General features: G+C 62.0%; 8 protein-coding genes. 1 reads left to right on the top strand and 7 read right to left on the bottom strand.

The window, feature by feature from the left end:
- The first annotated feature begins 18 nt into the window (after positions 1–18).
- Positions 19–1173 (top strand): trans-sulfuration enzyme family protein, encoded by a 1155-nt coding sequence (locus ESZ00_RS03200; protein WP_129206737.1) that lies wholly within the window; start codon positions 19–21, stop codon positions 1171–1173.
- Positions 1174–1241: 68 nt separating this feature from the next.
- On the opposite strand, the gene lon is transcribed toward ESZ00_RS03200, so the two are convergent.
- The 7 genes from lon to purH form a co-directional block, all read right to left on the bottom strand.
- Positions 1242–3686: an endopeptidase La gene (lon, locus tag ESZ00_RS03195; RefSeq protein ID WP_129206736.1), complete on the bottom strand. Its 2445-nt coding sequence runs from the start codon at positions 3684–3686 to the stop codon at positions 1242–1244.
- Positions 3687–3860: 174 nt separating this feature from the next.
- The gene (gene clpX / locus ESZ00_RS03190) at positions 3861–5138 is read right to left on the bottom strand and encodes an ATP-dependent Clp protease ATP-binding subunit ClpX (RefSeq protein WP_129206735.1); all 1278 of its coding nucleotides are present in this window, start codon (positions 5136–5138) and stop codon (positions 3861–3863) included.
- A 31-nt stretch (positions 5139–5169) separates the two neighbouring features.
- Complete coding sequence (gene clpP / locus ESZ00_RS03185) at positions 5170–5760, bottom strand: ATP-dependent Clp endopeptidase proteolytic subunit ClpP (RefSeq protein ID WP_129206734.1); 591 nt, start codon at positions 5758–5760, stop codon at positions 5170–5172.
- An 85-nt stretch (positions 5761–5845) separates the two neighbouring features.
- Positions 5846–7246, bottom strand: a complete 1401-nt coding sequence (gene tig / locus ESZ00_RS03180; RefSeq protein WP_129206733.1) for a trigger factor — start codon at positions 7244–7246, stop codon at positions 5846–5848.
- Between the two features lie 309 nt (positions 7247–7555).
- Entirely contained in the window at positions 7556–8701 is a 1146-nt protein-coding gene (gene dgt, locus ESZ00_RS03175) for a dGTP triphosphohydrolase (protein ID WP_129206732.1), read from the bottom strand.
- A gap of 25 nt (positions 8702–8726) precedes the next feature.
- A complete protein-coding gene (locus ESZ00_RS03170; protein WP_129206731.1) occupies positions 8727–10853 on the bottom strand; it encodes a tetratricopeptide repeat protein in 2127 nt (708 codons plus the stop codon).
- Between the two features lie 439 nt (positions 10854–11292).
- A complete protein-coding gene (gene purH, locus ESZ00_RS03165) occupies positions 11293–12864 on the bottom strand; it encodes a bifunctional phosphoribosylaminoimidazolecarboxamide formyltransferase/IMP cyclohydrolase (RefSeq protein WP_229740923.1) in 1572 nt (523 codons plus the stop codon).
- Positions 12865–12975: the final 111 nt, after the last annotated feature.

The following is a 12975-nucleotide window of genomic DNA, read 5'->3' as shown; positions in this document are numbered from 1 at the left end:
CACATGATAAGGAATGGCATGACGGAAACGAAGCACGGTTTTGCGACACGCGCGATTCACGATGGGCAGGCAGCCGATCCGTTGACTGGCGCAGTAAATGTGCCGATTTATCTCACCTCCACGTATGCGCAGGAGGAGATCGGTAAACATAAGGGCTACGAGTATTCGCGTGTCTCGAATCCCACGCGCGATGCGCTCGAGGCAAACCTGGCCTCGCTCGAAGGCGGCGCCAGCGCGCATGTCTTTGCCAGCGGCATGGCGGCGATCACCGCCATGGTGACGCTGCTGAAATCCGGTGACCACGTCATCTGTGGTGAAAACGTCTATGGCGGCACGCCGCGGCTCTTCAATCAGGTCATCACCCGCTACGGCATCGAGTTCAGTTACGTCGATACCTCCGATCTGGAGAAGGTGCGCGCGGCCATCCGGCCGGAGACGAAGCTGGTGCATATCGAGACGCCGACGAATCCGCTGATGACGCTGACCGATATTCGCGCCGTCGCCGATGTGTGCCACGAGCGAGGCGTCGAGCTGGCTGTCGATAACACCTTCATGTCGCCCTACTTTCAGCGGCCGATCGAGCTGGGCGCGGATATCGTGATGCACTCGACGACCAAGTTCCTCAACGGCCATAGCGATGGACTGGGCGGCGTCCTGGTAGGCACGAAGCCCGAGCACAAGGAAGCCTTCGCCTTCGTGCAGAAGTGCACCGGCGGGATTTTGTCTCCCTTCGAGTGCTGGATGGTGCTGCGCGGCATCAAGACACTGGCCGTGCGCATGAAGCAGCACGATGCGAATGGCCGCCGCGTGGCCGAATTTCTCGCCGCGCATCCGAAGGTGGCGAAGGTCTACTACCCCGGCCTCGCCACACATCCGCAGCATGACCTTGCAGCGCGGCAGATGTCCGGCTTCGGCGCGCTCATCGCATTCCAGACCGGCGGCCTGGAGCAGGCAAACGCAGTGCTGAAGCGGGTAAAGGTCTGCACGCTCGGTGAGTCGCTGGGTGGTGTCGAGACGCTGATTTCGCATCCGGCGACGATGACGCACGCGGCGATCGGCGCCGAGGCGCGGGCAAATCTCGGCATTACCGATGGATTGGTGCGTATCTCGGTGGGTATCGAAGATGTGGACGATATTCTGGGCGATCTCGAGCAGGCGCTGTCGGTTTTGTAACTGAAGGTGTAACAAAAGAGAGGGCGTCCGAATTGCGGACGCCCTCTCTGCTTTTGTCGCAGTGACGGTTACTGATGCGGACGGCGCTCGGTGGCCGGCGGCGGAGGGACAGTGGCCAGCACTTCCGGCGTATCCTCCTTGATCTCCGGCAGAGGTGAAGCCAGCGCGAGTTTGAGGACCTCATCCATCGAGTCCACGAAGTTCAGCTTCATTGCCGACCTCAGGTTCTCGGGAAGATCGGCCAGGTCCTTGCGATTCTCTTCCGGCAGGATCGCCTCGAAGATGCCGGCGCGGTGCGCGGCCAGCAGCTTCTCCTTCAATCCGCCGATGGGCAGCACCTTGCCGCGCAGCGTGACCTCGCCGGTCATGGCGACGTCGCGACGGACGGGGATGCGGGTGAGCGCCGAGGCCAGCGCCGTAGCCAGCGTGACGCCGGCCGAGGGGCCATCCTTGGGCACCGCGCCCTCGGGCACGTGGATGTGGATGTCGATGTTGCGGTAAAAGTCCTTGGGCAGGCCGAGATGGTGGGCGCGGCTGCGGATGTAGGAGAGCGCGGCCTGCGCCGACTCCGTCATCACGTCACCGAGCTGGCCGGTGGTGGTGAGCTTGCCCTTGCCGTCGAGAATCTGTACCTCGGTCTGCAGGATGCTGCCGCCGACCTCGGTCCAGGCCAGGCCATTGACCAGGCCAATCTCGTTCTTCTCGTGCACGGCGGAGTCGCGGAAACGCGGCACGCCGAGGAAGTCCTTCACGTTCTCGCCGGTGATGGTTTCCTTGTACTTTGCGCCGGACTTGACCACGCGGCGCGCAACTTTGCGGCAGACGTTGCCGATTTCGCGTTCGAGATTGCGCACGCCGGCTTCGCGCGTATAGCTCCGGATGATCTCGGTCAGCGCATCTTCCGTGAAGGTGATGTTCTTCTCGCTGAGGCCGGTGTTCTCGCGCTGCTTTTTGAGCAGGTACTGCTTGGCGATTTCGAGCTTCTCCACCTCGGTATAGCCATGCAGCCGCAGAATCTCCATGCGGTCCTGCAGCGGGCCGGGGATGGTGTGCATCACGTTCGCCGTGGCGACGAAAAGCACCTGCGAGAGATCGTATTCCACGTCGAGATAGTGATCCTGGAACGAGGTGTTCTGCTCCGGATCGAGCACTTCGAGCAGCGCCGAGGCCGGATCGCCGCGGAAGTCCGAGGCCATCTTGTCGACTTCGTCGAGCAGGAAAACCGGGTTTTTGGTGCCGGCTTTCTTCATCGACTGGATGATCTGGCCGGGCAGCGCACCGATGTAGGTGCGGCGATGGCCGCGAATCTCGGCCTCGTCACGCACGCCGCCGAGCGACATGCGCACGAACTTGCGGCCGGTAGCCTTGGCGATCGACATGCCGAGCGAGGTCTTGCCGACGCCCGGAGGTCCGACGAAGCAGAGAATGGAGCCCTTGGGGTTCTTCACCAGCTGACGCACGGCGAGGAACTCGAGGATGCGCTCCTTGATCTTTTCCAGGCCATAGTGATCGGCGTTGAGCACCTTCTCGGCATGATCGATGCTGCGCGTCTCTTTCGACTTCTTCTTCCACGGTACGGCCAGCAGCCAGTCGAGATAGTTGCGCGAAACGGTCGACTCAGCCGACATCGGCGGCATGGCTTCGAGCTTCTTCAGCTCTTGGATGGCCTTCTCGAAGACATCCTTGGGCATGCCGGCGGACTCGATCTTTTTCTTCAGATCGTCGAACTCGCTCTTCTCGCCGCGGCCCAGCTCCTTCTGGATGGCCTTGATCTTTTCGTTGAGGTAGTACTCTTTCTGCGCCTTCTCCATCTGCCGCTTCACGCGCGACTGGATGTTGCGGTCCATGTTGAGCTTTTCAATCTCGAGCTCGAGCACCGCGGCTACAGCGGCGAGGCGTTCGGAGGGATCGAAGACATCGAGGATCGCCTGCTTTTCAGGAATCTCAAGCTGCAGGTTGGCGGCGATGGTATCCGCAACCTTCATCGGCTCATCGGTGCGCACGGCAGCGATCATCGTCTCGTAGTTCAGAGACTGCTGCAGCTTGACGTACTGTTCGAACAGGGAGACGACGCGCTGCACCAACTGCTCGACTTCCGGCGTGTTCTCCAGCTCGGTGGCGCCGGTCTGCAGCGTGGCGACGAAGAAACCGTCGGCGTCGTTCATCTCGACGGCGCGGGCACGCTCCAGGCCTTCGACCAGCACCTTGATGTTGCCGTCCGGCATCTTCACGCTTTGCACGATGTTGCCGATGGTGCCAATGGGATAAATATCCTCGGCGCGTGGCTCGTCTACCCGTGCATCGTGCTGCGTGGCGAGGAAGATCTTGCGGTCGCCGTTGAGTGCTTCTTCAAGGGCCCGCACGCTCGATTCACGGCCGACGACGAACGGCGTCATCATGTGCGGGAAGATGACCATGTCTCGGATGGGCATCATGGGCAGCTTGCGCAGTTCGTTCTCGTTTCGGCTGCCGATCGGGTCCTTTTTATCGCGGGGTTCTTTGGGCTGAGTCACAGGATCCCTTTCTTTCGTTCCTTGTTAGATGAACTTTAACGCATTCCGTCTCGCGACGTGTGAACTTCGGTGATCCCTTTGCACTGGATTTTGTGCAGTGAAAGTAGAGGAAATAAAAAGGAAGGCGAGCTGGACAGCTCGCCTTCCCGTTAACTCGTGGCTCGAATCAGTGCACTAGCCAGCTTTTTCAAGCAATGAGACAGAGAGATCGCGGTTCTTGACCATTTCCGCGGTAATCTCCAGGTCCTTGATCTTCTTGTTGCTGGGCAGGTGATACATCAGGTCCAGCATCAGCTCTTCGAGGATCATGCGCAGACCGCGTGCGCCCACCTTGCGGGCGAGTGCTTCCTGGGCGATGGCCCTGGAGGCGTCTTCGGTGAAGAGCACCTTCACGCCCTCATACTCGAAGAGGCGCTGGTACTGCTTCAGGATGGCATTGCGCGGCTTGGTGAGGATTTCCACCAGCGCCTCCTCATCCAGCTCGTCGAGAATGCCGAGCACCGGCAGGCGTCCGACGAACTCCGGGATGAGGCCGAAGCGGATCAGGTCCTGAGGTTCTGCCTGGCGGAGCAATTCGGCATCGCGCTGGGTGCGAACCGAAGTCTCGCCGGAGGCGTCCTTCTCTGCAATCGCCTTGAAGCCGAGGGCCTTCTTGCCGACGCGGCGTCCGACCACACGCTCGAGTCCGACAAATGCGCCGCCACAGATAAAGAGGATGTTGGTGGTGTCTACCGGCGTGAACTCCTGGTGCGGATGTTTGCGTCCGCCCTGCGGAGGCACATTGGCGACCGTCCCTTCGAGAATCTTGAGCAGCGCCTGCTGCACGCCTTCACCGGAAACATCGCGGGTGATCGAGGGGTTCTCGTCCTTGCGGCCGATCTTGTCGATCTCGTCGATGTAGATGATGCCGGTCTGGGCGCGCGCGACGTCGCCGTCAGCGGCCTGGAGCAGCTTGAGAATGATGTTCTCGACATCTTCGCCGACGTAGCCGGCTTCGGTGAGCGTGGTGGCGTCGACGATGGCAAAGGGAACATCGAGCATCTTCGCCAGCGTGTGCGCCAGCAGCGTCTTGCCGCTGCCGGTGGGGCCCACGAGCAGGATGTTCGACTTCGACAGTTCCACGTCGTTGCCGCGCGTCCGGTTCATCTGGATGCGCTTGTAATGGTTATAGACAGCGACGGCGAGCTTCTTCTTGGTCGTATCCTGGCCGATGACGTACTCGTCGAGGAAAGCCTTGACTTCCAGCGGCTTGGGAAGATGCGCCGGTGCTGCACCTGCGGGAGCCTCGCCGCGGTCGTCCTCCAGGATGGAGTTACAGACCGCGACGCACTCATCGCAGATATACGCACGCGGATAATCGCTGGGCGAAGAAATCAGCTTTGCGACAGCGTCCTGCGATTTATGGCAGAACGAACAACGGAGAGTATCGTCCGAACCGGTGCGCGTTTTCATGCTTCTGCTCCTTCAACTTGCCCGAAAAGGGCTAGGTTCGCGGCCGATCGATGATTTCATCGATAATGCCGTATTCCTTGGCCTGGGGGGCGTTCATGATGAAATCGCGTTCCACGTCGCGTTCGATACGCTCGAGCGACTGGCCCGTGTGCTTCGACATCAGAGTGTTGGTGATTTCACGAATGCGCAGGATTTCGCGCGCGTGAATGTCGATGTCCGTGGCCTGGCCGGAGAGCCCGCCCATGGACGGCTGATGAATGAGGATACGCGAGTTGGGCAGCGCAAAACGCTTGCCCGGAGTGCCGGCCATGAGCAGGAATGCGCCCATGCTGGCAGCCTGACCGATGCAGAAGGTCACCACGTTGTTCTTGATGTATTGCATCGTGTCATAGATAGCGAGGCCCGCGGTGATGGAGCCGCCCGGGGAGTTGATGTAAAGCTGGATATCTTTTTCCGGATCTTCACCCGAGAGGAAAAGCATCTGGGCGATCACGAGGTTGGCGATCTGGTCGTCGATGGGCGTGCCGAGGAAGATGATGTTATCGCGAAGCAGACGGGAATAAATGTCGTAGGCGCGTTCGCCGCGACTCGTCTGCTCGATGACCATGGGTACGAGTGCCATATCCTGCCTTACTCTCAATCCTTCCGCGATCAGGTGACGTTACAGCCTGCGGAGATCGCGCTCTCCGCAGGCCAGAAATCTACACTTAAGCGAGCCGCTCGTAGAGCAGATTTCCTGTCTTTTCCCTGCGTAGTTGTTCACGAATTCTAGCCAGCGCCCCATCGTTCGTCAAACGTTCACGGAGCGTTTCCAGGGGTTCGCGAGTCTGCAGCGAGATGAGCTGGAGCTCGTTTTCAAGCTCTTCGTCGGAGACTTCGACATTCTCGGTCTGAGCGATCTTGTCGAAGATCAGCGTGGCCTTCACTTCGTTCACGGCCGAGTCGCGCTGCGCCTCGCGCAGGCGTGCGAAGTCCAGCTTGCGCATGTCCTCGGGGTTCATGCCCTGCTGCGCCAGGGCGCGCAGGCCGCGGTCGAGGCGTGCATCCACCTGGTTCTGCACCAGCGACTCGGGAACCGGGAAGGTAAACTTCGCGATCAGGGCTTCGGCCAGCTTGTCGCGGGTCTCGGCCTTGGCGCGGCGATCCTTGTCGTTGGCCAGGTGCTCGCGCAGCTTGGCCTTGAAGTCTTCGATGCCCTCGTAGTCGCCGAGCTCCTTGGCGAAGTCGTCGTTCAGCTCGGGGGAGATCTTCTTCTTGATGGCCTTCACCTCGACTTCGTAGGAGACGGTCTTGCCTGCGAGGCGGCGATCGCCGAACTCGGCCGGGTAGGCCACTTCGAGCTTCAGTTCCTGGCCGGGCTTCGAGCCGCGGAGGGCGTCGTTGAAGGCTGCCAGGGTATTCTCGCCGCCCACTTCGACCGGCACGTCGGTGCCTTCGAGGGGCTGCTCACCGGCAGCAGGCTCTTCGCCCTGGATCTGGCCCTTGAAGCTGATTACGGCAAAGTCGCCGTCGACGATCTCACGCTCTTCTTCGACCGGCTCGAGAGTCGAGCGCGAATCGATGACGCGGTTGAGCTCGGCGTTGAACTCCTCATCGGTTAGCTCGGAGACGGACTTCTCCACCTTCACATCCTGATAGCCGTCGATGTGGATCTCGGGCAGAACTTCGAAGACGGCCTTGAACTTGAGCGGCTTGCCGTCCTCGAGCTCCAGGTCGGTGACCTGCGGCTGGGAGACGGGCTGGATGCCCTGGGCGTCGATCGCGCTGCGGAAATGCGCGGGCAGCACGGCCTCGACCACGTCCTGGCGGATACCGTCGTTGAAGCGGCTCTTGATCAGCGTCTCGGGCACCTTGCCGGCGCGGAAGCCGGGGATGCGCGCCTGCTTCTGGTAGCGCTTGATGACGGTGCGGAAGGCCTTCGAGACTTCGTCGGCGGGAATCTCGACTTCCACCTCGCGGGTGACTTCGGGATTCAGGGCCGGGCCATGCTGATGCGCATGATCGTGATGCGCGTGGTCATGGTCATGGTCGTGGTGCGCGTGGTCATGCGCCTCTGCGGTGGGCTCGGCGGCGTTCGGAGTGTTTTCGACAGTGTCAGTTGTGCTCAACGTATTGCCTTCCAGATGTGTCCGTCCATATGGTTTGCATGCGTTCGAACGGGCCGTTACTCCGGCGAAGACGCAGCGGTGGACGCTTCTACTTATGGTACGGAGCTTCCGCCCAGCCAGCAAGTGGACTGCTGCGCGCAGGGCGAACCGCCTTCGGCTTCCGCTCCCGTTGGTTCCGCTCCGGCTGTGTGCAGAATGGAGGACTTGTCCTCCCCCCACGTTGTCATTCCAACCGAAGCGAGACGGTTTTTTCGTCTCGCGCAGTGGAGGAATCTGCAGTTTGGGACAAAACAACAGGCGGGTAGGGATTTACCGTTCCGAATCCAGGAACTCCTCGTAGCGGCCGAGGATATAAAGATCGGTCATGCCGGCGATGTAGTCGGCGACGGCACGCGGCGCGCCTTCGGTTTCAACGTCCGGCAGCTGGCCGGCAGGCATTCGCGAAGGTTCCTCGACCCAGGCCTGAAAGAGTGTGGCGACCACCTTCTCGGCTTCAGACCGGCCCTCGGCCAGCTCCGGCGAGCGGTAAAGCCGCTCGGAAAGAAAGGCCTTGGCTTCGACGCGCAGGGCTTCCATTTCGGGTGAGAGTGCGGCCAGCCGTTCGGGATGATGGCGGATGGCGTCGAGCGAGAGCGCGCCGGCGGATTCGACACGGCGGGCGGTTTCCGCGATCAGGTCACCGACCAGCGCATTGAGCATGCGCTTGAGCGCCTCGTTGAAGACCAGCTTGTCCCGCGCATCAGGATACTTCGCCAGCATCGGCTCCCAGAACTGGCGGAAAAGTGTGACCCGGGAGGCTGCTTCCTCGAGCGAGAGAATGCCGGCTTCGATGCCGTCGTCGAGATCCGCGGTCAAATACGCAATCTCGTCCACCACGTCGATGAGCTGAGCCTCGAGCGGCGGCCGCAGATCGAGGAAATACTCCGCAAGCTCGGGGTGTTCGACGGCTGAGTAGTCGCGGGAATGTTTGATAATGCCCTCGCGCACGCCGAGCGTCAGGTTGAGCCCGCGAAAGCCGGCATAGCTTGTCTCGAAATACTCGACGATGCGCAGCGCGTGGAGATTGTGGTCGAAGCGCAGGCCGTAGGGACGCAATGCCTTGTCGAGGGCGTGCTCGCCGGTATGGCCGAAAGGCGGATGCCCGATGTCGTGGACCAGCGCCAGCGACTCCGCCAGAGGCTCATTGAGCCCCAGAGTGGCGGCAACGGTGCGCGCGATCTGCGCGACCTCCATAGTGTGGGTCAGCCGGCTGCGGAAGTGATCGGAAGAGCGGTGCGTAAAGACCTGCGTCTTGCCGGCGAGGCGGCGGAAGGCACGGGCATGAATGATGCGCGCGCGGTCGCGGTCAAATGCGGGCCGATACGAATGAGGAGGTTCGAGATGCTGCCGCTCGCTGAGCGGTCCCTCATTGGAGACCGCGCAGGCAGCAGGTAAGCGATGGATATCGTCTGTCATCGGAGGGACGGCATCCGGGATGTCATTACGGCTTGGCCGTGGTCTCTACCGGCGCAGAGCCTTCCCTGGCCAGGCGGACACGGGCATTGTCGAGCCGCTTCTGCACCTTGCTTACGTCACCGGGATCGGTATCTGCGGGCAGGGTGTGTGCGTACTCGCTCAGCGACTCCTCCCACTGCGAGGCCGCCAGCTTCAGACGTCCGGTCTTCTCGTAGAGCTCGCCGAGATGGTCATGCACGGTGGGATCGGTGGAGTTGCGCTCGACCGCCTTGCGGAGCTGCTCTTCAGCCTGGGTGTACTTGCCGAGCTTGAAGTTGGCCCAACCAAGCGAATCGAGATACGCATAGTTCTGCGGATCGAGCTCAACGGCCTTCTGGATCATGGCCAGCGCTTCGTCGAGCTTCATGTCGTGGTCGGCGAGCATGTAGCCGAGGTAGTTGAGAGTCATCGAGTTCTTGGGGTCGATGACCAGCACCTGGCGGAACTCGGCTTCGGCCGGGACGAACTCCTTCTGCCGTTCGTAGAGCACGCCGCGCAGGAAATGGATGTAGAGCTTGTCGTCAGGCTTGGTGGAGAGCTGCTCGGCATCGTCGATGGCCTGGGCCGCGTCCTTCCACCTGCGCAGCCGCGTGTACATGGTCGCCAGGGCGCGGTAAACCTCGAGGTCGCTCGGTTGCTTCGAGAGCATCGACTTCGCCAGGTCGATGCCTTCCTCGGCGTGATAGTTATCGGCAAGCTGGCCGGCAAGCATCAGCTTGCGGGCACGGTTTGAGGGATCCTTGGCGAGGGCGTCGCGCGCTACCTGCGTGGCCTTGTCATACTCGTGGGCATCGCGGTAGGCATCGACTTCGGACTCATACGCCTGGTCGGCAAAGGGCGTGCCCAGCTCGGCGAGCTTCTGCCAGGTGGCCGCGGCCTTGTCGGTCTGGTTTGCTTCTCCGTAGACGATGGCCAGCCGTTCGAGGAAGAGAGCGTGGTTGTTCTTCTCGGGCTCGGAGTATTGGCCGGTAGAGTGTTCGGAGTCGGAGGCCAGCTTCTCGAAGATCTTCGTGGCCTCGTCATAGCGGCCGAGCGCGTCGTTGAGGAGCCCTTCCTGGAAGGAGATCTCAATCGAATCGGAGGCCAGGGCCTTGGCTTTTTTGAGCGAGGCGAGTGCGTCTTCGTAGTGACCCTCACGGCGCTGGATCTCGGAAATACGCAGAAATGCCTCGGGATCGCTGGGATCGCCGGCGGCGATATCCTGAAAGGCCTTCAGTGCCGGGTCGAGCTGGTTGTTGGCCAGCAGCAGCTTGGCCAGGGCGCGTTCCGCATCGAGGTTATCGGGATCGAGGTCGACCGCCCGCTGGTAGGCTGCGATTGCGTTCTTGTCGTCCTTGATGTGCTCGTAGGTCGCGCCGAGCAGAAATTCGGTCTTCCCGGTGCGGGCGTCTGGCGGAACCTGGTTCAGGATGGTGATGGCGCGCTTGGTATCGCCCTGCTCGGTATAGAGGCGGGCGAGATTGAGCGCCGTATCCTCGGAACCGGGATCGATCTTCTGCGCGGCATCGAACTGCTGCTCGGCGTGGACCGAGTCATGCGCAAAGGAGTAGAGCTGGCCAAGCAGCAGGTGGTCTTCGATGGAATTGGGCTCGAGCTGGACGATGGTGTTGTATTCGTCGATGGCGAGCTTGAGAATCTCGTCGGAAGCGCTGTTCTGCTGGCCGTCGCTGAGCGTGCGCAGATAGATGTTGCCGAGCAGCTTGTGGGCGTCGAGGTTCTTCGGGTCCTTCTTGATCTGCTCCTGCGCGGCCGAGATGGCGTCGCGGATACGGCCGGTGCGGTAATAGAGCTCGGCGAGGCCGTTGTTGAGGAACTTCGACGTCGGATCGTTGTTCAGAGCCAGCTTGTACTCTTCGCCCGCGCGTGTGGCGTATTCGGAACGGCCGGTGGTCATGGCCAGCTCTTCATATTCATGCGCCAGCATGTAGTGGTAATAGGCGGCGGCGCGATCGGGCTGCTGTGCGGCGTCAGGTGCGGCAGTCTTCTGCGGCACTGCGGGAACGGTCTGGGTCCCGGTTTGTGCAAAGGCCCCGCTGCTCGAAACAAAAGCCGCGAGCGTGAGGGTGGCGATATGGCAGAGAGAGAGTCGGCGCGGCTGCGGCTTGCTGGTCATGGTGGTTGGAATTTCCTGTGTCGGAGATATGACGGCCGACCGATTCAATAAGACGTGCGACGCGTGCAGATCGTGTCCTTTTTACGTTTGGGACGTGTCTGTGGTCGGTCGGTTTCCGGTCACCCGGTCCAGCGACCCAGGCATGCTTCCAACAATAAGACGATTGTAACCCGCTCCGGGTTCGGCGCTGGAGAAGAGGGTAAGGGATAGGGGGAGGGTGTAGACGACAAACCCCTGCCAGGGCAGGGGTTGCGAGGGCCACGGCCTGCGCCCGGCGGAGATGGTTTGTCCGGTTCTTTCCTGGGATATCTGGGTGAGACCCACCCATGACGGCAAAACATGTCATGGGTGGGGCACCCGGCCGGGACTCAGGTACTCCCGCCGGAGCGCGACCAAAGGGAGCGGGTGCCGAAGGCGAAATGCCCGGCACGGCCAGTGCCTAGTGGCGGAAGTGGCGCATGCCGGTGAAGACCATGGCGATGCCCAGCTTGTCGGCCGCCGCGATGACGTCCGCGTCCTTGACTGAGCCTCCGGGCTGGATGACCGCCGTGGCGCCAGAGGCGACCACGACTTCGAGCCCGTCGGGGAAGGGGAAGAAGGCATCCGAGGCGGCGACGCAGCCCTTGAGCGGCAGCACGGCCTTCATGGCGCCGAACTTCGCAGCGTCGACGCGGCTGGTCTGCCCGGCTCCGGCGGCCAGCAGCTGACCGTTTTTGGCATAGACAATCGCGTTTGACTTGACGTGCTTGCAGACGCGCCAGGCGAAGAGCAGTGCTTCGAGCTCGTCCTCGGTGGGCTTGCGAGCGGTGACGACCTTCAGTTCATCCGCAGTGACGTGGCCGCGGTCGGCATCCTGCAGCAGAAGACCGCCGGAAACCTGCTTGACCACGCGGGCTGTCGTGGACGGCCGAACCTCGACCAGGCGCAGGTTCTTCTTGGCGGCAAAGCGGGCCTTCGCACCTTCGGAGAAGGACGGAGCGGCGATGGCTTCGACGAAGAGCTTCGCGATCTCCTCGGCTGCGGCCTCGTCCACTTCGCGGTTGATGCCGATTACGCCGCCGAAGGCGGAAATCGGGTCAGCGGCGAGGGCGCTCTGGTAGGCCTCGAGGATGGTCGCGCCGGTGGCCGCGCCGCAGGGGTTGGTGTGCTTGATGATGGCCACGCCGGGCTTGTCGAACTCCTGAACCAGCTCCCAGCAGGCGTCGAGATCGACCAGGTTGTTGTAACTCAGCTCCTTGCCCTGGAGCTGAGTGCAGCCGGCGACGCCGGTGCCCGTGCCGTCGGAGTAGAGAGCGGCCTTCTGGTGCGGGTTCTCGCCGTAGCGCAGGCTCATCTGCAGCGGATAGTTGACGCGCAGCGCCTTGGGGAACTCGGCATCGGTGAAGTGTGGGGCGACATCCGGCTGTTCGGCCGAGTCTATGCGCTCGAGAGCGTTGGCGATGGCGGTGTCGTAGGCTGCGGTCACGGCAAAGGCCGCCTTGGCCAGCTTCCAGCGGGTCTCGCGCGAGAGGCCGCCGGTCGACTTCAGCTCCTCGGCCAGCGCCGGGTAGTCTGCGGCCGCGGTCACGATGGCGACGTCCTCGAAGTTTTTGGCCGCCGAGCGCACCATCGAGGGGCCGCCGATGTCGATGTTCTCGATCAGGTGGGCAAAGGACGCCTCGGGGTTCGCAGCCGTCTTCTCGAAGGCGTAGAGGTTCACCACCACCATGTCGATGGGCTGGATGGCATGGGCCTCGACCGCGGCGCGATGCTCGGCATTGCCGCGGATGTGCAGAATGCCGCCGTGGACCTTGGGGTGCAAGGTTTTTACGCGGCCATCGAGCATCTCGGGGAAGCCGGTGAGCTCGGAGATATCCAGAACCTTAAGGCCTGCCTCGCGCAGGGTACGGGCGGTGCCGCCGGTCGAAACCAGCTCGACGCCGGCGGAGGCGAGATGCTGGGCAAAATCGACCAGGCTGGTCTTATCGGTGACGCTGAGGAGGGCGCGCTTCACAGGCTTGATGCCGCTCAATGGGGACTGCTCCTGAATGCAGCCAGGATGGCTGCGGAAATGGTGTACAACCCTCCAGTGTAGCGGTTCTGCGCATCCCCTGGGGAGGGATGGCGCATCTGTGGTGTGAGA

Source organism: Silvibacterium dinghuense, from assembly GCF_004123295.1.
Classification (GTDB): domain Bacteria; phylum Acidobacteriota; class Terriglobia; order Terriglobales; family Acidobacteriaceae; genus Silvibacterium; species Silvibacterium dinghuense.
This window is presented reverse-complemented; position numbering and strand designations above follow the sequence as displayed.